18 protein-coding genes and 3 pseudogenes are annotated in these 24,356 nt (G+C 61.3%); 8 read left to right on the top strand and 13 right to left on the bottom strand.

What is annotated here, in order from left to right; translation table 11 throughout:
* From GIW04_RS12310 to GIW04_RS12330, 5 genes are all read right to left on the bottom strand, one after another.
* A partial coding sequence (locus tag GIW04_RS12310) for a substrate-binding domain-containing protein (protein ID WP_236478992.1) occupies positions 1 to 674 on the bottom strand: 674 nt, incomplete at its 3' end.
* 138 nt (positions 675 to 812) lie between these two features.
* Complete coding sequence (locus tag GIW04_RS12315) at positions 813 to 1,676, bottom strand: SMP-30/gluconolactonase/LRE family protein (RefSeq protein ID WP_120248319.1); 864 nt, start codon at positions 1,674 to 1,676, stop codon at positions 813 to 815.
* Positions 1,677 to 1,692: 16 nt separating this feature from the next.
* Positions 1,693 to 3,273, bottom strand: coding sequence for an aldehyde dehydrogenase (NADP(+)) (locus tag GIW04_RS12320; protein WP_120248320.1), 1,581 nt, complete (start codon positions 3,271 to 3,273; stop codon positions 1,693 to 1,695).
* 10 nt (positions 3,274 to 3,283) lie between these two features.
* Positions 3,284 to 4,276 (bottom strand): AraD1 family protein, encoded by a 993-nt coding sequence (gene araD1 / locus GIW04_RS12325; RefSeq protein ID WP_120248321.1) that lies wholly within the window; start codon positions 4,274 to 4,276, stop codon positions 3,284 to 3,286.
* A gap of 16 nt (positions 4,277 to 4,292) precedes the next feature.
* The gene (locus tag GIW04_RS12330) at positions 4,293 to 5,615 is read right to left on the bottom strand and encodes an MFS transporter (RefSeq protein ID WP_003190554.1); all 1,323 of its coding nucleotides are present in this window, start codon (positions 5,613 to 5,615) and stop codon (positions 4,293 to 4,295) included.
* Between the two features lie 191 nt (positions 5,616 to 5,806).
* On the opposite strand from GIW04_RS12330, the gene GIW04_RS12335 reads away from it, so the two are divergent.
* Positions 5,807 to 7,543, top strand: a complete 1,737-nt coding sequence (locus tag GIW04_RS12335) for an IlvD/Edd family dehydratase (RefSeq protein WP_019817288.1) — start codon at positions 5,807 to 5,809, stop codon at positions 7,541 to 7,543.
* 48 nt (positions 7,544 to 7,591) lie between these two features.
* Positions 7,592 to 8,314, top strand: coding sequence for a FadR/GntR family transcriptional regulator (locus GIW04_RS12340; RefSeq protein WP_003190551.1), 723 nt, complete (start codon positions 7,592 to 7,594; stop codon positions 8,312 to 8,314).
* A gap of 7 nt (positions 8,315 to 8,321) precedes the next feature.
* On the opposite strand, the gene GIW04_RS12345 is transcribed toward GIW04_RS12340, so the two are convergent.
* The 3 genes from GIW04_RS12345 to GIW04_RS12355 form a co-directional block, all read right to left on the bottom strand.
* Positions 8,322 to 8,921 carry a hypothetical protein gene (locus tag GIW04_RS12345; protein WP_003190550.1) on the bottom strand — a complete coding sequence of 200 codons (600 nt, stop codon included), beginning with the start codon at positions 8,919 to 8,921 and terminating at the stop codon, positions 8,322 to 8,324.
* 540 nt (positions 8,922 to 9,461) lie between these two features.
* Positions 9,462 to 11,597: a TonB-dependent siderophore receptor gene (locus tag GIW04_RS12350; RefSeq protein ID WP_120248376.1), complete on the bottom strand. Its 2,136-nt coding sequence runs from the start codon at positions 11,595 to 11,597 to the stop codon at positions 9,462 to 9,464.
* A 189-nt stretch (positions 11,598 to 11,786) separates the two neighbouring features.
* Positions 11,787 to 12,878 (bottom strand): NADH:flavin oxidoreductase/NADH oxidase, encoded by a 1,092-nt coding sequence (locus tag GIW04_RS12355; protein WP_120248322.1) that lies wholly within the window; start codon positions 12,876 to 12,878, stop codon positions 11,787 to 11,789.
* A 90-nt stretch (positions 12,879 to 12,968) separates the two neighbouring features.
* Here GIW04_RS12355 and GIW04_RS12360 point away from each other — a divergent pair, with 90 nt between their 5' ends.
* Positions 12,969 to 13,268: an ArsR/SmtB family transcription factor gene (locus GIW04_RS12360; RefSeq protein ID WP_003190545.1), complete on the top strand. Its 300-nt coding sequence runs from the start codon at positions 12,969 to 12,971 to the stop codon at positions 13,266 to 13,268.
* A gap of 10 nt (positions 13,269 to 13,278) precedes the next feature.
* On the opposite strand, the gene GIW04_RS12365 is transcribed toward GIW04_RS12360, so the two are convergent.
* The gene (locus GIW04_RS12365) at positions 13,279 to 14,307 is read right to left on the bottom strand and encodes a GGDEF domain-containing protein (protein ID WP_183043780.1); all 1,029 of its coding nucleotides are present in this window, start codon (positions 14,305 to 14,307) and stop codon (positions 13,279 to 13,281) included.
* A 2-nt stretch (positions 14,308 to 14,309) separates the two neighbouring features.
* Positions 14,310 to 15,161, bottom strand: a complete 852-nt coding sequence (locus GIW04_RS12370) for a hypothetical protein (protein ID WP_183043781.1) — start codon at positions 15,159 to 15,161, stop codon at positions 14,310 to 14,312.
* A gap of 328 nt (positions 15,162 to 15,489) precedes the next feature.
* Between GIW04_RS12370 and GIW04_RS12375 the strand changes: the two genes are divergently transcribed.
* From GIW04_RS12375 to GIW04_RS12390, 5 genes and pseudogenes are all read left to right on the top strand, one after another.
* The gene (locus tag GIW04_RS12375; RefSeq protein ID WP_003190542.1) at positions 15,490 to 16,380 is read left to right on the top strand and encodes a bestrophin family protein; all 891 of its coding nucleotides are present in this window, start codon (positions 15,490 to 15,492) and stop codon (positions 16,378 to 16,380) included.
* Positions 16,381 to 16,518: 138 nt separating this feature from the next.
* A pseudogene (locus GIW04_RS31460) lies at positions 16,519 to 17,598 on the top strand (HAMP domain-containing protein); the annotation flags it as partial.
* Positions 17,599 to 17,925: 327 nt separating this feature from the next.
* A pseudogene (locus GIW04_RS31465) lies at positions 17,926 to 18,462 on the top strand (methyl-accepting chemotaxis protein); the annotation flags it as partial.
* Between the two features lie 194 nt (positions 18,463 to 18,656).
* Positions 18,657 to 21,065 (top strand): glucose/quinate/shikimate family membrane-bound PQQ-dependent dehydrogenase, encoded by a 2,409-nt coding sequence (locus tag GIW04_RS12385; RefSeq protein ID WP_120248325.1) that lies wholly within the window; start codon positions 18,657 to 18,659, stop codon positions 21,063 to 21,065.
* A 57-nt stretch (positions 21,066 to 21,122) separates the two neighbouring features.
* Positions 21,123 to 22,385 carry a carbohydrate porin gene (locus tag GIW04_RS12390; protein ID WP_120248326.1) on the top strand — a complete coding sequence of 421 codons (1,263 nt, stop codon included), beginning with the start codon at positions 21,123 to 21,125 and terminating at the stop codon, positions 22,383 to 22,385.
* On the opposite strand, the gene GIW04_RS12395 is transcribed toward GIW04_RS12390, so the two are convergent.
* The 3 genes and pseudogenes from GIW04_RS12395 to GIW04_RS12405 all read right to left on the bottom strand — a co-directional run.
* A complete protein-coding gene (locus GIW04_RS12395) occupies positions 22,382 to 23,557 on the bottom strand; it encodes a XylR family transcriptional regulator (protein ID WP_003190535.1) in 1,176 nt (391 codons plus the stop codon). The two genes, GIW04_RS12390 and GIW04_RS12395, sit on opposite strands and share 4 nt — an antisense overlap.
* Positions 23,558 to 23,645: 88 nt before the next feature.
* Complete coding sequence (locus GIW04_RS12400; RefSeq protein WP_120248327.1) at positions 23,646 to 24,035, bottom strand: hypothetical protein; 390 nt, start codon at positions 24,033 to 24,035, stop codon at positions 23,646 to 23,648.
* Between the two features lie 129 nt (positions 24,036 to 24,164).
* Positions 24,165 to 24,356 (bottom strand): annotated as a pseudogene (locus tag GIW04_RS12405) (hypothetical protein); the annotation flags it as partial.

The following is a 24,356-nucleotide window of genomic DNA, read 5'->3' on the forward strand; positions in this document are numbered from 1 at the left end:
CTACCTGGCAGTTTGACCAGCGCCGAGTTGGTGGCGTCCATACTGCCTGGCACGTCGAGGGTTTTCAGGGGGGCGGTGAGGATGTGATCTTTAGGCATGCCAGCCTCTTCCAGGGATTTGATCGAGCCGTCGGTGCGCTTCTTGCCGGTGTCGAGTTCGTTGAAGGTGTTGATCACCGCGTAGGTGTCCTTCCAGTCCCAACCGCGTTTTTTCGCTTCGGCGGCCATGGCGGCGCCCTGCTTCTGGCCCACCTCAAATGCGGCCATGCCCAAGTACGGCACGTCTTCCATGAAGTTGCCCTTGGCATCGACAAAGCGATCATCCACGGCCATCACTTTCAAGCCGTTGGCCTTGGCTTTGGCCACAATGGCCGGGCCCAGGGACACGTCCGGCGGGCAGATCACGAAGCCTTTGGCGCCGTTGGCGGCCAGGCTGTCGATGGCCGAGAGGGTTTTCTCGCCGTCCGGCACCGCGATCTTGATGAGTTTGAAGCCTTTGTCCTGGGCGGCTTTTTCCGCAAACGCCCACTCCGTCTGGAACCAGGGCTCTTCGGCCTGCTTGACCAGAAAACCGATTTTCACTTCTTCAGCGGCCAGCAACAGGCCGCTCAAGCTCATGGCCGAGACCGCCACAGCGGCGCAGCACAGGGAACGCAAACCACGACGACGATTCATACGGGTGACTCCTTGTTGTTGTTTTAGGTAGAACGTTGTAGGAGCGAGCTTGCTCGCGAAAAACCCGAGGGTGACGCGTTCATTCAGCATGAACGCGTTATCGTTGACGTTTTTCGCGGGCAAGCCCGCTCCTACACGTTATCCGGCGAAGCGGTGACAGGGTTTTCCGGGAACATCCATTTCAATCGCCAGTACCGCACCATCCAACGGATGCCCCAAGGGACTCGCGGCACTGGTGATGTACAGCGTGGTGAGCTCGGGCCCACCGAACACGCAACTGGTGGGACGGCTGACCGGCAGTTCGATGATGCGATCCACCTCACCCAAGGGCGTTAGCCGCAGCAGGCAACTGCCGTCCCAGCGCGCGTTCCAGATGTAGCCGTCGGCGTCCATGGCTGAGCCATCCGGCCCGCCGCGTGTGTGCGGCCCGAACCAGGCCTGGGCGGCGCCGAGTTGGCCGTCAGCCTGGATCGAATACTGATAGAGCGTACCGTCCATGCTGTCGCCGAAATGCACCTGGCTGCCCTCCTCGTTCCAAAGCAAGGTGTTGGGAATGCCCAGCCCCGTCAGCAACGGCGTGACCCGCGCATCGGCATCGATGCGAAACAAACCACCGGAGCGCCGGGTAATCGGCAGGTCTTCGCCCTGCTCGCCGATGTTGTTCTGCATGGTGCCCAACCACAGCCGGCCCAGGGCATCGCAACGTGCTTCATTGCCGCGGTTGCCCGCTTGCGGGTCGGCTACGCACAGCAGGGTCAAGGCTTCGGTGGCCAGGTCCAGGCGATACACGCCGCTGCTCAAGGTCACCAACGCATCGCCGCGTTCACAGGGGATGAACGCCGAGACGTGCTCGGGCAACTGCCACACCTGCAACTGCCCGCCCATCAGGCGCAGCGCCTGGCGGGCGGCGATATCCACCCAATACAGGGCCTGGGTCGGTACATCCCAGAACGGCCCTTCGCCCAACCGGGCACGGTGCGGGGTGACTGCGCTCAACGACATGAAGCCTCCTGATCAGTTACAGCGATTCACGCGATGGCGTGCCATTTACCAGCCGCTGAATACGCAAGGGGTTGGCGTTTTTCAACGCGTCGGGCAGCAGGCTATCAGGGTAGTTCTGGAAGCACACCGGGCGCAGGAAACGGTCGATAGCCAAAGTGCCGACCGAGGTGCCACGGGCGTCGGAAGTCGCCGGGTACGGCCCGCCGTGAACCATGGAATCGCACACCTCCACGCCAGTGGGGTAACCGTTGAGGAGGATGCGCCCGACTTTCTGCTCCAGCAGGGGCGTGAGTTCGGTGAACTGTTGCAGGTCGGCCGGTTCGCCGATGAGCGTGGCGGTCAATTGCCCGTGCAGCCCCTGCAGGGCGGCGCTGAGCTGCGCCTGATCAGCCACTTCGACGAACACCGTGGTGGGGCCAAACACTTCTTCCTGCAGCACTTCGTCGCCGTCAATCAACAGACGCACATCCGCCTTGAACAGTTGCGGTTGCGCCTGATTGCCCGATTGCGCGCTGCCCGCCAGATGCTGGATGGCCGGGTGAGACCGGAGTTTTTCCAGGCCCTTGCCGTAGCTGCCCAGGGTGCCGGCATTAAGCATGGTTTGCGCCGGTTGCTCGCCGATCAATTGTGCGACCTGCTGAGTGAACGCGGTGAACGCAGGCGAGGCGATACCGATCACCAGGCCTGGGTTGGTGCAGAACTGGCCGCAGCCTTGTACCACCGAGGCGGTCAGGTCGCGGGCGATGCTGTCGGCGCGGGCTTGCAGCGCCTGGGGCAGCACGATCACCGGGTTGATGCTCGACATCTCGGCAAATACCGGAATCGGTTGCGGGCGCGCCGCTGCCATGTCGCACAGGGCGCGGCCGCCTTTGAGTGAGCCGGTAAAGCCCACCGCCTGGATCGCCGGGTGCTTGACCAGCGCCTCACCGACGCCGCCGCCAAAGATCATATTGAACACGCCCGCCGGCATCTCGGTGGCCTCGGCGGCACGAATGATCGCATCGGCCACGCGCTCGGCGGTCGCCATGTGCCCGCTGTGGGCCTTGAACACCACCGGGCAGCCGGCGGCCAGCGCGGCAGCGGTGTCGCCACCGGCGGTGGAAAACGCCAGCGGGAAGTTGCTGGCGCCAAACACCGCCACCGGGCCGAGGCCGATGCGGTACTGGCGCAGGTCTGGGCGCGGCAGCGGCTGGCGCTCTGGCAGGGCCTTATCGATACGCGCCCCGTAGAAGTCACCGCGGCGCAGCACCGTGGCGAACAAACGCATTTGGCCGCTGGTACGCCCGCGCTCGCCTTTGATGCGCGCGGCCGGCAATGCGGTTTCGCGGCAGACCAGTTCGACGAAGTCATCGCCCAAGGCGTCCAGCTCATCGGCCACCGCATCCAGAAACTGCGCACGCCGTGCGGCGCTCAAGGCGCGATAGGCCGGGTACGCCTGGGCCGCGGCCTGGGCGGCGGCGTCCACTTCCTGCGCGGTAGCCTGGTAGAAATCCTGGGGCAAGGCTTCGCCGGTATTGGCATCGATGCTTTGCAGCTTGATGCTGCCATTGGCGCTGCGCTGGCCGCCGATGTAGTTGTGGCCGAGGAACTGGGTCATGTTGATCTCCTTAAAGGGGGGTGACTTGGCCGGGTTCAAATGCCGCATCGCTGCTGCCGATACCGTTGATCAACGGCGCGCCGAATTCAGCCTGGCTGATCTCGAACACATCGCCCGGCTGGGTACGTATACCGTCGGCGAATGACAAGGTGGCGGTGCCGAAGAAGTGAATGTGCACATCGCCCGGCTTGAGGAACTGGCTGTATTTGAAGTGGTGGTATTCGAGGTTTTCCAGGCTATGGCACATATTGGCCTCGCCACTGAGGAATTCGTTCTGCCAGATCACCTCGCCGTTGCGCAGGATGCGGCTGGTGCCCGCCAGATGCTCGGGCAGTTCGCCCACGCGCAGCTCCGGGCCATAGCTGCAACTGCGCAGCTTGGAATGGGCCAGGTACAGGTAGTTCTTGCGCTCCATCACATGGTCGGAGAACTCGTTGCCCACCGCAAAGCCCAGGCGATAGGGTTTACGGTCATGCCCGATCACATAGAGGCCGCCGATTTCCGGTTCTTCACCGGCGTCTTCGGCAAACGGCGGCACCGGGAAGGCCTGGCCCGGGCGCACGACGATGCTGCCATCGCCTTTGTAGAACCACTCTGGTTGCACACCGGCCTGGCCGGCGCCTGGTTTGCCGCCCTCCACGCCCCATTTGAAGATGCGCATGGTGTCGGTCATCGCGCTGTCGTCGCCGGCCTGCTGGTGCATCTTGTCGCGGGCCGAGGCACTGCCCAGGTGGGTGAGGCCGGTGCCGCTGATCAGCATGTGGGCCGGGTCCGGGTGGTCCAGCGGCGGCAGGATTTTGTGTTCCGCCAACAAGGCGGTGTAGTCGTGGCTGGCGCCCAGGCCGAGGGCTTGCACCTGTTGCTGCAACTTGCTGCCGGCTTCGATGGCGGCCAGCGCCAGTTCACGCACGCTGTGGGCGCCGCGCACTTCGCGCACCTGGTTGCCTTCTACCACGCCGACGCGGCGCTCACCGTTGCTCAACTCGAACTGAACTAAACGCATGCAGGTTCTCCTGGATTTAAGTGCGTGTGGCGCCACGGGCGCTGGCGGCGAATTGGTCGACGGGCAGCACGTGCTTGCGTTCCAACAAGCGATAGACCACGAGGGTCAGCAGCAAGCCGAACACCATCACACCGGATAAGAAATACAAGCCTGAGGCCAGGTTGCCGGTGTACTCCTTGAGCGCACCGATCACGAACGGGCCGATATAACCGCCGAGGTTGCCCACCGAGTTGATCAAGGCAATACCGGCCGCCGCACTGGCGCCGGCAAAGAAGCGCCCCGGCAGGGTCCAGAACACGGCGGTGCAGGAAAACATTGCAAACGCCGCCAGGCACAGCGCGGCCATTTGCAGCACTGGCACGGTAAGCCAGGCGCTGCAGAACAGGCCGATGGCGCCCAATACATAGAGCACGGCGAGATGGCCGTAACGGTCGTTCAAACGGTCGGAACTGCGCGGGATGATCAACAGGCCGATGATGCCGAAGATATAGGGCACGGCGGAGATGAAGCCGGTGGTGAGGTCGCTGCCGCCAAACTGCTTGATCAGGGTCGGCAACCACAGGCCGAGGCCGTAGATGCTCAGGGTCACCGGCAGGTAGAACAGCGCCAGCAGCAACACGCGCTTGTCCTTGAGCGCATGCAAGGGGTTGCCGTGGCGCGTCTGGCCGTAGGCTTGCAGGTCTTTGTGCAGCTCGCCGGTGAGCCAGGCTTTTTCTTCCTCGCTCATCCAGTTGACCTTTTGGGGGCCGTCCGGCAGGTAACGCAGCACCGGCCAGGTCAGCAGGATCGCCGGGGTGCCGATCACGATGAACAGCCACTGCCAGCCATGCAGGCCGAGGATGCCGTCCATGCCGAGCAAACCGCCGGACACCGGGCCGGTGATCATCATTGCAATCGGTTGGGAGAGGATGAACAGCCCGAGGATTTTTCCGCGATGGCGCACCGGGAACCACTGGGTGATGTAGTACAGCACGCCGGGAAAGAACCCCGCCTCCGCCGCGCCCAGCAAAAAGCGCATCACATAGAAGCTGTGCGGCCCTTGCACGAACGCCATGCCGATGGTGATGGCGCCCCAGGTGATCATGATGCGCGCAAACCAGCGCCGGGCGCCGAAGCGGTCGAGCATCAGGTTGCTGGGAATCTCGAACAGGAAATAGCCAATGAAGAACAACCCGGCACCGAGGCCATAGGCGGCGTCGCCGATGCCCACGTCAGCGCCCATGTGCAGCTTGGCGAACCCTACGGCGGAACGGTCCACGTAGGCGATCAGGTACAGCAGGATCAGGAAGGGAATCAGTTTCAGCGTGATGCGCCGAATAAGCCGCAGTTCCTGGCTCATGGGGTCGATCTCCGATTGTTGTTTTTATAGAAGCTCGGGGGACGCCTCTGACGAAATCCGCCAGGGCCATACCTCAGTTGAGACCGACTATATAGTATGACTATTTGCAAAACAACACTTCCAAAGCGGCGATTTTGCGCTTATGTTTAAGCACGCATAGAACATATAGTCATACAATAAGAGAATCGATCATGCCTGACAAAAAGCCCGGCCTACGCTCTGCCCAGTGGTTCGGTACCGCCGACAAGAACGGTTTCATGTACCGCAGCTGGATGAAGAACCAAGGCATTGCCGACCATCAGTTCCATGGCAAGCCGATCATCGGCATCTGCAACACCTGGTCGGAGCTGACGCCGTGCAACGCGCACTTCCGCCAAATCGCCGAGCACGTCAAGCGTGGCGTGATCGAGGCCGGAGGCTTCCCGGTGGAGTTCCCGGTGTTTTCCAATGGCGAATCCAACCTGCGCCCTACCGCCATGCTCACTCGCAACCTGGCGAGCATGGATGTGGAAGAAGCGATTCGCGGTAATCCGATTGATGGCGTGGTACTGCTCACCGGCTGCGACAAGACCACCCCGGCGCTGCTGATGGGCGCGGCCAGTTGTGATGTGCCGGCCATCGTGGTCACCGGCGGGCCGATGCTCAACGGCAAGCACAAGGGCCAGGACATCGGTTCGGGCACGGTGGTGTGGCAGCTCAGCGAACAGGTCAAGGCCGGCACCATCACCCTGGATGACTTCCTCGCGGCCGAGGGCGGCATGTCGCGCTCGGCGGGCACCTGCAACACCATGGGCACGGCCTCCACCATGGCCTGCATGGCCGAGGCATTGGGCACGTCCCTGCCCCACAACGCGGCGATTCCGGCCGTGGATGCGCGCCGCTATGTACTGGCGCATATGTCGGGCATGCGCGCCGTGGAGATGGTGCGTGAAGACTTGAAGCTGTCGAAGATCCTCACCAAGGAAGCCTTTGAAAACGCGATTCGGGTGAACGCAGCCATCGGCGGCTCGACCAACGCGGTGATTCACTTGAAAGCCATCGCCGGGCGCATCGGGGTCGAACTCGACCTGGATGACTGGACCCGCATCGGCCGCGGCATGCCGACCATTGTCGACCTGCAACCCTCCGGGCGCTTCCTGATGGAAGAGTTCTACTACGCCGGTGGCCTGCCCGCCGTGCTGCGCCGCCTGGGTGAAGCCAACCTGATCCCGCACCCCAACGCCTTGACGGTCAACGGCAAGTCTCTGGGCGAGAACACCCAGGACTCACCGATCTACGGCCAGGACGAAGTGATCCGTACCCTTGACAACCCGATCCGCGCCGACGGCGGCATCTGCGTGCTGCGTGGCAACCTCGCGCCCCTGGGCGCGGTGCTCAAGCCTTCGGCCGCGAGCCCCGAACTGATGCAGCACCGTGGCCGCGCCGTGGTGTTCGAGAACTTCGACATGTACAAGGCACGCATCAACGACCCGGAGCTGGACGTGGATGCCAACTCGATTTTGGTCATGAAAAACTGCGGCCCCAAGGGTTACCCCGGCATGGCCGAAGTCGGCAACATGGGCTTGCCGGCCAAGCTGCTGGCCCAGGGTGTGACGGACATGGTGCGCATTTCCGATGCGCGCATGAGCGGCACCGCCTACGGCACCGTGGTGTTGCACGTGGCCCCGGAAGCCGCTGCCGGCGGGCCATTGGCGACAGTGAAGGAAGGTGACTGGATCGAACTCGATTGCGCCAATGGCCGCCTGCACCTGGACATTCCAGACGCCGAGCTGGCAGCGCGCATGGCCGACCTGCCCCCAGCACAAAACCTCATCGTCGGCGGCTATCGCCAGCTGTACATCGACCATGTGCTACAAGCCGACCAAGGCTGTGACTTTGACTTCCTGGTGGGCTGTCGCGGGGCGGAAGTCCCACGGCATTCCCACTAATTGGGATGCTATGATGCGGCGAATCTAAGCCAGAGCCTCCCCGTCGTTATGGATCACCAGCCGCCCAAGCCGCGCAAGAGCCAGCATGCCCAGATCGTTCAGGACTTGGGCATGCACATCGTTTCCGGTCGCTTCAAGCCCGAGGAACGGTTGCCCATGGAAGCCACGCTGTGCGAGGAATACCAGGTCAGCCGCTCGGTATTGCGCGAAGCCACGCGAGTGCTCAGCGCCAAGGGCCTGGTGTATTCCAAGCCACGGGTGGGCGCGGTGGTACGGCCACGCTTGAAATGGCACCTGCTCGACCCGGACGTGCTGTCCTGGTTGATGCAGTCCACGCCCCACAGCGAGTTCTTCAACACCCTGGCCGGGGTGCGCCGCATCCTCGAACCGGAAATCGCCGCCATGGCCGCGACCACCGCCACCGATGAAGACATCGCCACCATCGAACACGCCTACCAGGGCATGGAAACCGCCAAGACCCACGAGGAGCTGCTACAGGCCGACCTGGACTTCCACCGGGCGATTGCCGACGCCACCCGCAACGACCTGCTCGCCTATATGTGCAACATGCTCTCGCTGCCGTTGCGCGAGTCGATCAACATCACCAACCGCCGCCCGGATATCCAGGGCCTGAGTCTGCCTCGGCATAAAGCGATTCTCACGGCGATCCAGAACCGCGATGCCCTAGGTGCGCGGCATGCGTCGCTGGTGCAACTGGATGACACCCGAGTGGCGCTGGATACGGTGATGAACGTGTTGACGCCGTTGTGAGCCCGCGTCATTCCTGACTGTTATTGTTGGCCCTGGGGCAGGTGTTATCGCCCTCTTTTTTCAGCGCCAGGACGGCCTGGCGCTCGGACAGCAAGTGAGTGATGGCGCCGCCGATCGCCGCGGAAATCAATGCCAAGGCCTCTTTAGGCAGATTGATCGCCGCCCAGGTCAACCCGCCGATCAGCAGAATGACAAACAGGATATTGAACCGTGACACCCCGAGTTTTATCGAGCGGACGATATCGGACGTGTCCTGCATTTTTTCGAAGCGTTTTAGGTCTTCGAACTTGCGCACCGATTCCAGGGTTTCCAGGTAATGGGTTTCGGCCCGCTTGAGTTTCTTGATGACATCGGCTTCGAGCATGACCTCCTCTATCTCGATCCTGACCAGGCTGATATTGGCGCCTGGGCGGCCAAGAATTTCCGAACTCAGCGAACTTTCGGCCAGCTCGGCCAGCAGATAGGTATAGGAGGTTTCGCTGATCTCCTTGGCATATTTTTGCAAAGCTGATGTGTAGCACTTGGTGGCATATCGGGTGAACAGACGCTCGGCATCGTTAGTCTTTTTGATCAGTTCTTCAACTTCGTCGATCAGTTCCCGTTCCATTTTTAATATCCCTATTAAGCGTGGCTTCGAAAAGCAATGAGCGCCGACTGCTGCGCTGGCACGTTAGGGGCAAACATCCCTCGATCAAGGGCCAGTGTCTACTGTCAAACCTGACAGGTGAATAGGAGGCAGGGCACTGTGGCGAGGGAGCTGGCTCCCGTGACGGCCTACCAGCCGATGCCTATCTACCTGGCGCGCCCTAGATCCAAATGTGGGAGCTGGCTTGCCTGCGATAGCGCCCTCACAGGCGGCCAAAGTGTTGGACAAGACCGGTCGCCTGTCAGGCCGTCTTCGCGAGCAGGCCCGCATAGTTGGATCGCGGGACGTCAGGTAGATAGGTGTCGACTGGCAGGCCGCCATCGCAGGCAAGCCAGCTCCCACAGTTGGTTCGCGGGGTGTCAGGTAGTAGGCGTCGGTTGGCAGGCCGCCATCGCAGGCAAGCCAGCTCCCACAGTTGGACCCGTGGGGTGTCAGGTAGTGGGCGTCGGTTGGCAGGCCGTCATCGCGGGCAAGCCAGCTCCCACATATCGCAGTTGTTCATCATAGGGTATAGGCGATGCCCACCTGCACGGTACGCGGTGCACCGGGGTAGGCGTAGATATTGCCGAACGCGCCCTCTTCATACTCGCGGTTGAACAGGTTCTTCACATCCAGGTTCAGACGCACCCGCTCATTGACCTTGTAGTAGCCGAGCAAGTCGACCACGGTATAAGCGTCCATGGAGAATGCCGTGTTAGCAGTCTGGCCGGCGCGCTGGTCGACGTACTTGCCGCCGACGCCCAGGCCCAGGCCTTTGAGCGCGCCGTCCTGGAACTCGTAGACGTTGAGCAGGCTGAAGCTGTTGCGCGGGATGTTCATCAAGCGAGTGCCGGAGCGCAGGGTGGTGTCGCGAGTAACTTCGGCATCCACATAGGCGTAGCCGCCGATCACGCGCCATTCGGGTGTGAGGTTGCCTGCCACGTTGAGGTCGAACCCGCGACTGCGCACCTGGCCAGCTGCGACGTTGAAGGTGTTGGTGGTATCAGCCGGGTCGACAGCCAGCACGTTTTTCTTTTCGATCTGGTAGATAGCGGCGTCGATGCTCAGTTGGCGGTCAAGCGCTTCCCATTTAATGCCCATCTCGTAGGATTTGCCTTTCTCCGGCGCAAAACTAACACCTTCGCGGCTAGCACCGGTGTTGGGCTTGAACGAACGCGCGGCATCGGCATACACCGCGACGGTGTCGGTGAGGTCGTAGATCACACCCACACGCGGGGTGACGGCGTTGTCCGCGGCCTGCCAGCTTTTACCTACATAGTTCTGGTAATCGTGCTCGAAACGCTCAAAGCGCGCACCGGCCAGTACTTTCAAACGCTCAGTGAGGGCAACCTGGTCCTGCACGAAAGCGGCGTAGGTCTTGAGGTTCTCTTTATCATGGGTCGGCGTACGGGTCAGCGCCGGACGGGTTTGACCGTACACCGGATCAAAGATATTGATCGGGTAAGTACCCGCAACGGCGCTTGAACGCTGGATGATCGATTTGTAGTCGTAATCCTCGTACTCGATACCGGTGAGCAGCGTGTGATCGAAGCCGCCAGTGGAGAAGTGCCCGGTCAAGTTGAGCTGGTAATCCTTGTCGGTCCATTCCAGCTTGCGATAGTTGAAGTTGCGTTGCAGGGTGCGGCCATCGGCGCCCAGGCTATCCCGTCCGTTGGCTTCGATAGCATTGCCTTTCAAGCTACCGTCCAACCACTGAAAACCGCCGCCCAGGGTCCAGTTGTCGCTCAGTGCATGCTCGAAACGCAACTGCGCCATGTTGTTGTCGTTGTGCAGCTTGCCAGCGTCCTTGTCGCCCCAGAACGTATCACGCGAGGGCGTGCCGCGCTGGTTGGGGAAGCGCGTCAGGCCACGGTCCAGCGGGTGGTTGTTGCGCATGAAATCGCCTTCGAAGGTCACCTTGGTGTCATCGGTGGCCTGCCAGGTGATCACCGGCGTCACGCCGTAGCGTTCCGTCTCGACGTGATCGCGGAAGGTGTCGCCGCCCTCGCCCACCACGTTCAGGCGATAGGCCAGGCGGCCTTCTTCATCCAGCGGGCCGGAGGCATCCAGGGTGCCGCGCTTCATGCCCTGGTCATTGAGCTGGCTGCCCAGGGTGACGGTACGTTCAGCCAGCGGCTGCTTGGACACCACGTTGAAGGTACCGCCTGGATCGCCACGGCCGTAGAGCATGGTCGCGGGGCCGCGCAGCACTTCCAGACGCTCGATGGTGTTGGCGTCCGGCATGTTCGGATAACCGCGGTTGATCGGGAAACCGTTGCGGTAGAACTCACCGGTGGTGAAGCCGCGCACGGTAAAGGTGGTCAGGCCCTGGCCGCCAAAATTGTTGGCACGGCCCACGCCGCCCGCGTAGTCGAGGGCATCCTGCAGGCGCGTTGCACCGAGGTCTTCGACCACGTCCTTGGACACTACGCTGATGGACTGTGGAGTTTCATGAATGGCGGTGTCGGTGCGCGTCGCACTGGCTGAGCGTGTGGCGTGGTAGCCCTGCACGGGGCCTTGGGCCGACTCAAGGTCCGCAGTGGCGGTGACATTGGTCGCTTGCAGCTCAATACTGGCATTCTCGGCAGGCACCTGCTCTGCCCACGCGAAGGGGGAAAACGCCTGGAGCACACAGATGGAAATCAGGGTACGACGCATGGGTGTGGAACCTAGTGAATGAGCCAGATGGGACGGCAAACCTGCCAAGAATTCGCCGCGCATCATATATCACGGCATTCTCGTTTGATATCGGTTCTCATTCGTTATTTTTAGCCGCGCAGGTCGGGAAAAACAACAGGCGAAAAAAAGCCACTCAATCGAGTGGCTCATGCAACGCGCAGGCGTACCTCAGCGATAGCGTTCCAGCCAATGCGCGTAAGGCGCCGGCAAGGTCCAGGAGGACTTGTCTACGCCCAGCTCCTTGGCGGCAAAGTAGGCCCAATGCGGGTCGGCCAAATGTGCGCGACCTACCGAAACCAGGTCCAGGTGCCCGGCCTGCAACGCGTCTTGGGCCAGTTGCGGTGTGCCGAAGCCCCAGGCCGAGGTCACCGGAATACCGGCTTCACGGCGTACACGCTCAGCAATCGGGCCCATGAAGGCCGGGCCCCAAGGAATGTTGGTGTCAGGAATGGTAAAGCCGACGCTGACGCTCAGCAGGTCCAGGCCACCGTCCTTGAAACGGCGGGCCAGTTCAATGGACTCGGTGAGGGTCTGCTCATCACGGCCGTCGTATTCGATCACACCGAACCGAGCGGTGAGCGGCAGGTTTTCTGGCCAGACTTCACGCACCGCAGCCAGGGTTTCGAGGAGGAAGCGGCTGCGGTTGTCGAAGCTGCCACCATAGGCATCGGTACGCTGGTTGGAGTGTTCGGAGAAAAAGCTCTGGCCCAGGTAGCCGTGGGCGAAGTGCAGCTCGATCCATTCAAAGCCGGCATCGCGAGCACGACGAGCCGCGTCGACGAAGTCCTGCTGCACGCGGGCGATGTCTTCCAGGGTCATGGCACGCGGTACGTTGGGCAGGTTGGCACCGAACGCGATGGCAGACGGGGCGATGGTTTCCCAACTGCGAGAATCAGAGGCCGGGATGTGGTCATCACCTTCCCAGGGGCGATTGGCACTGGCTTTGCGACCGGCGTGGGCAATCTGGATGCCCGGCACCGAACCTGCGGCCTTGATGGCCTTGACCATCGGCACGAATGCCTGGGCATGGGCGTCGCTCCAGATCCCGGCGCAGCCTGGGGTGATGCGTCCTTCAGGGGCGACCGCGGTGGCCTCGACCACCAGCAGGCCGGCACCGCCACGGGCCATGCCGGCCAGGTGGACATGGTGCCAGTCGTTGACCATGCCGTCGTCGGCCATGTATTGGCACATCGGTGGGATAGCAATGCGATTGCGCAAGGTCACGTCTTTAAGTTTGAACGGTTCGAACAAGGCCGACATTGGGAGCTCCAGGAAGGGGTGAGTGATTCGATAGTTCGATGGTAATCGAACTATGGTATTGAAAGCTACCCCCCTGTTATGATCCGCCCCATGCGAGCCTTCAAACACCCTACCCCCCAAGAATTGACGCTTGAGCGTGTGCTGTACGCCTTGAGCGACCCCGTGCGCCTGGACATCGTGCGCTACCTGGCCAACGTGCCAGAGGCCACCTGTGGCGAACTCGACGGGGGGCGGCCCAAATCCAGCATGTCCCATCACTTCCGGGTATTGCGCGATGCCGGCCTGGTGCACACGCGCAATGTGGGCACCACCCATATGAACTCGTTGCGCCGTGACGAGCTGGAAAGCCGCTTCCCTGGGTTGCTGGCGAGCGTTCTGTCACAGCACTAGACGGCACGCGTCAGGACAAGACCGCCTGTAGCAATGCGCCGTCCAGGTGCACACAGTCCTTGCCATTGCGCTTGGCGCCGTACAGGTTCTTGTCCGCCATCTTGAGTACGGCCGACAACTCGTCGCCTGGCGAAAAACGCGCCATCCCCGCACTGCAGGTGTAATGGTGGGGCGCAGGCACGCTGCTGCGGATCGCCTGCAACAAGTCCAGGGCATAATCACAGGCCACCTCCACATCGTCGCCCTGCAATAACACGCCGAACTCTTCCCCGCCGATCCGCCCAAAGCTGTGGCTGCCCTTGGCGTTTTTCAGGCACAGGGCCATGGCGCGCAGGATTTTGTCCCCGACGTCGTGGCCATACAGGTCGTTTTTTTCTTTGAAACTGTCGATATCCAACATGATGAAGTAGCCGCCCTGCTCCCCGGCCAGCAACTTCTCGAAGCTCTGCATAAAGGCGCGCCGGTTGAGAATGGAGGTCAGGTAGTCGGTCTCGGCCAAGGCGCGAAACTCGCTTTCCACCAGCAATACCGAACGCAGGTTCTTCAAGTAGGAGTAACTCAAGATAAACCCGATGGACACCGACGCCGCGCAGAACAGCAGCAAATACACCTCGGTGCCGGCGTATATATCCGCCTGCATGGGCGGCCACAGGATCAGCCAGATCAATAGCGCATCGGCCAGATAATCCTGGACACTGATAAACAAGATCGCACTGCCCACCACCAGGGTCACGGCCAACGGCAAGCCGTAGATACGCAAATCTTCGTTCAAATGAATCAGATAGGCGAAGCCGACGGACAACAACACCATATAGGTGACTCCCAGCACTCGCCAGAGCAGAAAGTTCGCGGTGGTGGCATGTACCCGGCAAACAATCAGCAGGCCGACCGTGACGGCCAACATATAAAGGTCCAACTTCAGGGCCGGCGGAATCAGGAGCATGCCGACCCAGGCAATAATCCCTACCCATTCGGCTTGGGCCACCGCAGGTGACAACAAACTGCGCATTCTGGGCCGCAACTTCAAGTTAGCAGGCATCCTTACGCTCCCATCTCAATAGCATGCAGGCCCATCGCAAATGAAAAGGCCATGAACCGCTTTACCAGGCTGGCAAAGGGTGGCAGAACTTCCAGACGGGTTTTGGAGTGGGCTTTGAAATAACCCTTTTCAACCCCCTCCTGCACCATACGGATAATGTGGGTCTTGGACACGGAAAGTTGCTTGGCCAAGGCCAGGTAGGAAGACGACCGGAAGGTGGCGCGGTCGTTCTCGGGGGCAAAGGCGTCGTTGTAGATCGCCAGCATCAACAGATGGCCGGCGTCGCGCTTGACCAGCCAATAACATTCGGGCAGCAAGACATCCACCGTCAACTCGGCCGCGAGAATCATGGCAAAACCCTTGAAGTAGAGCGCCAGGAACTCGCGGTCATCCAGGTCGCGCATCTGCCGGAACACTTCCCTCTCGGGGTAGAGCAGCGCCAACGACTCAGTGAGGGCGGTGAGCATCAACCGCGCTTCGCGACAGGCTTCATCCGAGGGTGCATACACCCTGAAGCGACTGTCTTCGGGGTGCGGCGAAACCTCCATGAAGCCCAGGGCCTGGAACAGCAAAAAGATCGATTCCAGGCTGTTTTTCGAACAATACTTGCGCGTTACGCACAAGGCTTTAACTTCTGCCAACAACGGCAGCGGTGTGGAAAAGTATTGGCTCAATAATGCAAACGACACCATCAAGCGGCTGTATTTAAGGGCACTCTTGTAGAAAAACGGTCGTCTCGAATAGGGCACGAGCAGCACGTGGTAATGCGCTCTCATGCACGATTCAAAATCCTTATGACGTTCGAGCGCTTGCGCGGTATTACACATAGCCAACTTCAACGAACTGACACGCATGAAAGAGCCCTGATCATCCAACTTGATGCCACTGATCTCAGCTACGAAATCCCTGCAGCCCGGCTCCAAAACAAATCACTTCAATAATCCTGCCATTAATGGCTTTTCGCCTCGAACGCAATGTACAGCGATTGCCGGACAAGACGTCATCAGTACCAAAGTTGTTCCACAGTCAAATGCCCGTGGCACACAGTTGCGTGCAACCTTTGGTTACATTCCCTCCGCCTGGCGGTTAGAGGACTAATCGATTCAGCACGCTGCGAACCTTCCCCTCTCAGCGACGTCGTAACAGGGAATTGTTGCCAACCGCCCGCCGCGAGGTTCTCGTTTGAAAGCTGCCCTTCTGAAGAAATACCGCCTGATCATCAAGACCATGGGCTATGTGGGCTGGGCGTTGTTCTGGCTGTTGTTGTGGGATGTGGCAGTGACGGTGGACTTCATGCTGTTTCTCACCGCCAAGATCAATTTGCCGCTGATGCCCCTGACCTTGCTCGGCTCGGCCCTGGTGGTGCTGATCAGTTTTCGCAACAGCAGCGCCTACAACCGCTGGTGGGAAGCACGCACGCTGTGGGGCGCGATGGTCAACAACTCGCGCAGTTTTGCCCGGCAAGTGTTGACCCTGCTCGATGACGCACCCGGTGAGGTGAACCCGGTGAAGTCGACGCTGTTGCGCCGTCACGTGGCTTACGTCAATTGCCTGGCTGCGCACCTCAAGGGCCAGCCGTGCCCGGAGGAAGTGCGAGCTTTTATCCCCGCAGAAGAATTTGCCCGCAACGGCGCCACCAATAACTTCGCCAATGACATCCTCACCGGCTCGGCCTCGTTGCTGGCGCGCGAATACCAGGCCGGGCGCCTGGACAGCATTCGCCTGGCGCGGTTGGAGTCGACCCTGGTGGACCTCTCTAACGCCCAGGGCGGCATGGAGCGGATTGCCAACACGCCACTGCCCTACCCTTACGTGTATTTCCCACGGCTGTTCATTTCGCTGTTCTGCCTGATCGTGCCGGTGGGCCTGGTGGAATCCCTCGGCTGGTTCACGCCGCTGGCCTCCACCGTCGTGGGCTTCATGCTGCTGGCCATCGAACGCATCGGCACCGACCTGCAAAGCCCGTTCAACTCCAGCGAACACCAGATCCAGATGGAAAGCATCTGCGAGACCATCGAGAAGAACTTGCAGTCGATGCGCCGCGATGCCCTGGTCGGTGACCCGATCGCCTGATTACCCTTGCTCAAGTGCCTGCGCCCTCGGCCGATATACCGAGGGTACGCATGGCCTCGCCTCTCACAAAAACGCCTGCGACACGCAGCACTAATTTTTCTCCCCTTGCCAAAACTATAAATACCCGCGGGTGAAGTCATGAATATCAAGCAGAAGCTGACATGGGCGTTTGCGGCCATCGCGTGCGTGCCGGTCATCCTGGTCGCCATTATCGTGGTGCTGAATCTGCGCGAGGGTGCGCTGGCCAACTTCCTCGACAGCAGCGGCCGCGAGATCCGCCAGATCGACAATGGCATGCAGCAGTTTTTCGACGGCATCAGCCAGAATGTCGACTTCGTCGCCAAAGACCCGCGCGTGATCGCAGCCAAGAACCTCAAGAGCTATGCCGGTGCCGATGCCGCGCAAATCCCGCTTACGCCAACCAACACCGAACTACTGGCAATTTTCGATCAGTTCGCCAAAAGCCACCCCAGCACCGCCTACCTGTCCCTGGGCCTGAGCGATGGCGGCTACGCCAGTTGGCCGGACGACGCCAAACTGACCCAATATGACCCGCGCACCCGCCCCTGGTACCAGGCCGCCATCGCAGCGCCAGGCAAGACCGTGCGCACAGGCGCCTACTACTGGGCCCCGGACGATGTGGTGCTGATCGGCACCGTACGCACCGTCGCGAATGCCACGGGCAATATCCTTGGAGTAGTCGGCCTGGACGTGTCGCTCAAGCAACTCACCGAGCTGGTGCGCACCATCAAGCTGGGCGACAGCGGCTACCTGATGCTGGTGGAAGCCGACGGCAATGTGCTGGTGGACCCCAGCGATGCCACGCACAACTTCAAGCCCCTGGCGGGCCTGGGCGCGAACTACGCCGAACTGGCCAAGCACGGCGATGGCGTGACCGAGGTGAGCATCGACGGTGTGGCCTACATGGCTAACGTGGTCAGTTCCAAAGACCTGGGCTGGCGCTTTATCGGCCTGATCAAGCGTGACGAAGTGATGGCCGGTGCCACCCGCCTGACGTGGTTGATCGCGGCGATTGCCGCCGTACTGGCCGTGGTGTTCGCCATCGTCGGCGCCAGTTTTGCCCGTGTGATCGTGCGCCCGATTCGCGGCGTGGCCGACGGCCTGCAGGAAATCGCCGAAGGTGAAGGCGACCTCACGCGCCAGCTCAAGGTGCAAGGCAAGGACGAAACCGCCAGCCTGGCCGGCTGGTTCAACCAGTTCCTGAGCATGATCGCGCAACTGGTGCAGCGCATCGGCAACGCCTCCTCAGACCTGCAAACCGCCGCCGCCGACACCAGCGCCGTGGCCAACAATATGAACCAGGCCGCCGGCCGCCAGCGCGAAGCCGTGGAACTGGTGAGCACCGCGTTCAACGAGATGGTCGCCACCGCCAACGAAGTCGCGCGTTCATGCAGCGCCGCCGCCACGAGTGCCGATGAGGGCTATCGCGACGTGCACACCGGCCAGCAGCACATCGGCGAAGCCACCGGCAGCGTGCTCAAGCTCAGCGAAGACCTGCAAAAATCCACACAGACCATGCAGTTGCTCGAGCAAGACAGCCAGAACATCAACACCATCCTCGACACCATCCGTTCGATTGCCGAACAGACCAACCTGCTGGCGCTCAACGCCGCAATCGAAGCCGCCCGCGCTGGCGACCAGGGCCGCGGCTTTGCGGTAGTGGCCGATGAAGTGCGTGCGTTGGCGCGTCGCACCGCCGACTCCACCGGCGAAATCGACAGCCTGCTGGGCAACCTCGCCCGCCGCACTCAGGAAGTCACCCAGCAGATGCAAGGCAGCTTGCTGGTGTCCAACACCAGCGTTGCGCGCATCCAGCAGGCCCGCGATAGCTTCGACAAGATCCGTGGTTCGGTGGACTCGATTCGCGACCAGAACACCCAGATCGCCACCGCCGCCGAAGAGCAGCATCAGGTGGCCGAAGAGATCAACCGGCATATCGCCCAAATTCACGCCGACGCGCAGTTGGTGGAAGGCTTTGCGCATTCGGCGCAGACCGGGTCAGGGCGGCTGACGGATATTTCCGGCCAGCTCAATGGGCTGGTGGGGCGTTTCAAGTTCTGATGCTGTGGCGAGGGAGCGTGCTCCCTCGCCACACAGGTTGTCGATTGCCTGGACCACCGATTAACGTCCTCAGAGGCGGCACTGCCCATCATCGCAGTACCTGCAACAGTCTATTGCAGGACTCAAATGTACTAACCGGTTACTTATCTTGCTAAAATCGCGTCTTTGCCCTCTCTCACTCGAGTCCATTCGACATGAAACGAGCATCGCGCGCCGCTGGCGTCTCTAGATTCTTACTCCTGGGCCTGGGCGTCGTCATCGCCCTGCTCGGCCTTGCGCTGGCCGTCGGCGGCGCCAAACTGGTCAGCCTGGGAGGCTCTTGGTACTTCCTGCTCGGCGGCGTGGTCATGGCCATTTCCGGGCTGCTGATTGCCCGCTGCAAACCTGCTGGCGCCTGGTTGTTCGCCGCGTTTCTGCTGGCTACCGCCGTGTGGGCAGTGGCCGACGTGGGCCTGGAATACTGGCCGCTGTTCTCGCGACTGTTCATGTTTGCGGTGATTGGCGTGGTGGTCGCGCTGGTGTATCCGTTGCTGGCCGGCAAACCGGCGCGGGGTGCCTATGGCGTCGCCGCCGTGTTGGCGCTGGGCGTGGCGGTGGCAGCGGGCAATATGTTTGTCGCGCACCCAAGCGTTGCGCCCACCGGTGCAGGCCCGGGCATTACCCCGGTGGCTGCGGCCGATGCGCAGAAAGACTGGGCCCACTACGGGAATACCGAAGGAGGCAGCCGTTTCGCCGCGCTGGACCAGATCAACCGCGACAACATCGACAAGCTCAAAGTCGCCTGGACCTACCACACCGGCGACGTGGCCATCAGCGACGGCAACGGTGCCGAAGACCAGCTGACGCCCCTGCAGGTCGGCAACAAAGTGTTTATCTGCACCCCACACAACAACCTGATCGCGTTGGATGCCGACACCGGCAAAGAACTGTGGAAGAACGAAGTCAACGCCAAATCGGCAGTGTGGCAGCGTTGCCGGGGCATGGCGTATTTCGACGCCAGCGCGCCGATTGCCCAGCCGACCCAGCCCAACAGCTCGCCGATCCTTACCGCCAGCGTGCCTGCCGGTGCGCAGTGCCAGCGTCGCCTTTTGACCAACACCATTGATGCACGCCTGATCGCCGTGGACGCCGACACCGGCAAGTTCTGCGAAGACTTCGGCACCCACGGTCAGGTGGACCTCAAGGCCGGCCTGGGCAATGTGCCGGACAGCTACTACCAACTGTCCTCGGCGCCGCTGATGGCCGGCACCACCGTCGTAGTCGGCGGTCGCGTGGCAGACAACGTGCAGACCGATATGCCCGGTGGCGTGATCCGTGGCTTTGACGTGATCACCGGCCAAATGCGCTGGGCGTTCGACCCAGGCAACCCTGAAGACAAGCAGGCCCCGACGGGCGACGCCACCTACGTGCGCAGCACCCCGAACAGCTGGGCGCCGATGTCTTACGACCCGCTGATGAACACGGTCTTCCTGCCGATGGGCAGCTCGTCCACCGATATCTACGGCGTGGAACGCACCCAGCTCAACCACAAATACGGCGCTTCGGTGCTGGCACTCGACGCCTCCACCGGTGCCGAGAAGTGGGTCTACCAGACAGTCCACAACGACCTGTGGGACTTCGACCTGCCGATGCAGCCAAGCCTGATCGACTTTACACCGCCAGGCAGCGACAAGGCCGTACCGGCCGTGGTCATCGGCACCAAGGCCGGGCAGATCTATGTGCTCGACCGCGCCACCGGCAAGCCGCTGACGGACGTGCAGGAAGTGCCGGTTAAAGCCGCGAACATTCCCAACGAGCCGTATTCCCTGACCCAGCCGAAATCCGTGGGCATGCCGCAGATCGGCGCGCAAACCCTGACCGAATCGGACATGTGGGGCGCCACGCCGTATGACCAGTTGCTGTGCCGCATCGACTTCAAGGGCATGCGCTACGACGGCCTGTACACGGCACCGGGCACCGATAAATCCCTGAGCTTCCCGGGTTCCCTGGGCGGCATGAACTGGGGCAGCATCTCCACCGACCCGGTGCACGGTTTTATCTTCGTCAATGACATGCGCCTGGGCCTGTGGATCCAGATGGTGCCGTCGCAGAACAAGGCCCAGGCCTCTTCCGGTGGTGAAGCGCTGAACACCGGCATGGGCGCCGTGCCGCTCAAGGGCACGCCGTATGCGGTGAACAAAAACCGCTTCCTGTCGGTGGCCGGCATTCCGTGCCAGGCCCCACCGTTCGGTACCTTGACCGCCATCGACATGAAGACGCAAAAGGTCGCCTGGCAAGTCCCGGTGGGCACCGTTGAAGACACCGGCCCCCTGGGTATTCGTATGCACCTGCCGATCAAGGTTGGCCTGCCGACCCTGGGCGGTACGCTGTCCACCCAAGGCGGCCTGATCTTTATCGCTGGGACCCAGGACTTCTACCTGCGCGCCTTCAACAGCGGCAATGGCGATGAAATCTGGAAAGCCCGCCTGCCCGTCGGCAGCCAGGGCGGGCCGATGACCTACGTGTCGCCCAAAACCGGCAAGCAATACATCGTCGTCACCGCCGGCGGCGCACGCCAGTCCACCGACCGCGGCGACTACGTGATCGCCTACGCCCTGCCGTAACCGCCCTCTGTTCGCGCGGTGCTCCGGCACCGCGCTTTGTGTTTGGAAAGATCCCCCATGACCCCTACTCCTCATACCGCCTGGCGCCTGGCGCTGGGCCTGGCCTTTGCGGCCGCCCTGCCCGTTCAAGCCGACGACACCACCCTGACCGGCGACTGGGGCGGCCTGCGCCGGGAGCTTGACGCGCAAGGCATCCGCTTTACCGGCGACTACAGTGGCGAGACCGCCTACAACGCCCACGGCGGCCAGCACCGTTCGGCGCGCTACTCGCAAAACGTCAAGCTCGGCGTGCAGTTCGACCTGGGCAAGCTTTACGGCTTCACCAACGGCGACCGCATCCAGCTGACCATCAACGACCGACGCGGCAACAGCGCCTCCGAGGACCTGGTGGGCAACCGCCTGCCGATCCAGGAAAACTACGGTGGCCTCTACACGCGCCTCACCGAACTGAGCTACGAGCGCACCCTGTTCACGCCGGCGCTGAACGTCAAGCTCGGCTATATGGCCATGGGCAATGACCTCGGTGGCCTGGACAGCGGCATCCTGTGCAACTTCATGAACGCCGGCTTCTGCGGGCATCCGCTGAACATGTCCGGCGGCAGTGAATGGGCCAACTACCCGAACGCGCACCTCGGTGCCCGGGTGAAATACGACTTTTCGCCCAACTGGCAACTGCGCGTGGCGGCGTTCAATGTCGACCCGTCCAGCAACGGCAACTCCAGCCGTGCCTGGCACCTGGGGCCCAAGCACACCACCGGTACCGTGGTGCCCATCGAGCTTATCTACAAGCATGCGGGCGCACTGCCCGGTGAATACAAGCTCGGGTATTACTACGACAGTTCCGATGTAAAACGCATTGGCAGCAACAAGGACGTCAGCGGACGTGGCGGTCACTACCTCTTGATCGACCAAGCTGTGTGGGCTTCCCCATCATCCCAAGGCCGCAGCCTGCATGCCTTCGGCCAGTACTCTGCCGCCAGCCAAGCGGCTTCGCCGTTCACCAAGTGGTATGGCGCGGGCGTGGTGCTGTACAAGCCGTTCGAAGGTCGCCCGCGCGATACCGTCGCCCTGGGCTATGGCCGTGCGGTACCGAACCCGCGCAGCCGCGATGTGCAGGAGCTGGCAGCGTTCAACGCTGGCGCGGCCTACCCCGACCTGAACACGGCTGAACAGTTGATCGAACTCAGTTATGGCTACCAGGCCACGCCTTGGCTGACCTTGCGCCCGGATGTGCAATACATCATCGAGCCGGGGGCGTTTTCCGGGGAGAACATCGACAATGCGCTGGTGCTGGGCTTGCAAGTCAAAGCGGTGTTCTAGCTCGCGCCCTGCTGATACTGACGCGGCGTACAGCCAAATTCGCGGCGAAACACCGTATGCAGGTACTGCGCAGAGGTGAAGCCGCAGCGTGCAGCAATGTCGGCGATAGCAAGGCTGTGGTTTTCCAGGCCCTTGGCGGCAGCGGCGAGTTTGAAGCGCAAAATCTCATCATGCACGCTGCAGCCACGCGCCTTGCGAAAATGCGCTTCCAGGGACGAGCGGGAAACACCGACATAAGCCGCGACCTGATCGGTCTTGATGCCCTGGCAGGCGTACTGGCGGATAAACAACAAGGCCTGCATCACGTAAGGGTTGCCCAGGGGTTGATGCAGGCTGGAGGCTTGCACGTTGATAGCGTCCGGCGGCACCAGCACCTGCGTGCCCGTGCAGGGTTTGCCGTGCAGCATCTGATGCAACAGCGCCGCAGCGGTACGGCCCATGGTCTCCGTGCCCTGGATCACCGAGCTGAGCGGCACCCGCGTGAGGGTGCGGGTCAGCGGGTCGTTGTCGATGCCGATCAACGCCACCTCCTCAGGCACCGCAATGCCCGCCGTCAGGCAGGCTTGCAGCAATTGCCGGGCGCGGGCATCGGTCACCGCGATAATGCCGATAGGCTTGGGCAAGCTGTGCAGCCAGGCAATCTGCTGCTCCACCGCGCTGTCCCACAACGGCGCACTGGTGCCCAGGCCGCGATACACCTCTACCTGCAAGCCATCGCGCTGCATCAAGCGGCGAAAAGCTTTCTCACGCTCCTGGGCCCACCGATTGGCCTGGGCTTCGGGCAGGCTGAAACAGGCAAACCGCGTCAACCCCGCCTCCACCAGATGCTCGTAGGCCAGCTTCATCAGGGCATGGTTATCGGTGGCCACATAGGGAATGCCCTTGGGGTACTTGCTGACGTCCTCATAAGAGCCCCCCACCGCCACCACCGGAAGCCGACTGCCGGCCAGCGCCTCGCCGATCAGCGGGTCATCGAAGTCAGCAATGATCCCATCGCCCTGCCAACGCTCGATACCGCGCAGGCGGCAGAGGAAGTCTTCTTCCAGGAACAGGTCCCAGGATGCGCGGGTGCTGCTCAGGTAGTTGCCGATACCGGCGATGATGCCGCGGTCGTAGATTTTGCTGCCGTTGAACAGCAAGGCGATGCGGTGAACGGGCGGTAGGGTTTTCATTGTTTTTGTCCTGGGGCCGGTCGGTGCAGATGAGTACGCAGAGGTTTGACTGATCAGGATAGCGGGCCTCGGATGAGGCCCGCTCAACTTACCTAAATTCCACCAATATGGCTGCAACTGCTGCCCAAAAGACGGAACCGATCAACATCATCATATTGATGGTCAACAGACGTTTTAGATGAGGGGGGAAATTTTCAAGATCGCCTGGGTCCAGTTCTCCGATGCGAATAGACGCCTTCGGCAACGTCACCATTCCGGCAATTTTTGATATTTCCAGAAGCGACCAGATTACCCCCCTCTTTCCCAGGCTTGTTCCCCAGATATAAATAAAACGACTGTTTTTCAGTGCCTCCTTTATAGAGTCCAAGTGTCGACGACTAAGGTAAAGACTAAAAGTAATGCCAGCAGCGGCGAGCAAAATTGGCCCTCCTGTAGCCATCATAGCGATCCAGGGAGACCACGTATCGATACTGGTCATAGTTCTGGCCTCGTAAATTTTTTCATTTCTCAGGTTTGCCTCGGCGTACCCACCGGAACCTAGTGATGCGTCAGGCTACGAATTGGAAACGCCGAGTGCTTTTCAAGTAAGGGATGTCGCCCCCTCAAACTACTTAAACTTCAGTAGTACAGCTACGATAATAAGCCAAGTAAAACCAATGACTTTCATAGCCGTATCAATAATCAGCAGACGCTTTAGGTAGGGTGGAAAGCTTTCAAGATCAGCAGCGTTTACATCCCCAATTCGGATATACGTCTTCGACCACGTCACCATTCCTGCGATTTTCGCTATCTCCAACAG

The organism is Pseudomonas sp. PA-4-8C, from assembly GCF_021606625.1.
Taxonomy (GTDB): Bacteria; Pseudomonadota; Gammaproteobacteria; order Pseudomonadales; family Pseudomonadaceae; genus Aquipseudomonas; species Aquipseudomonas lactis.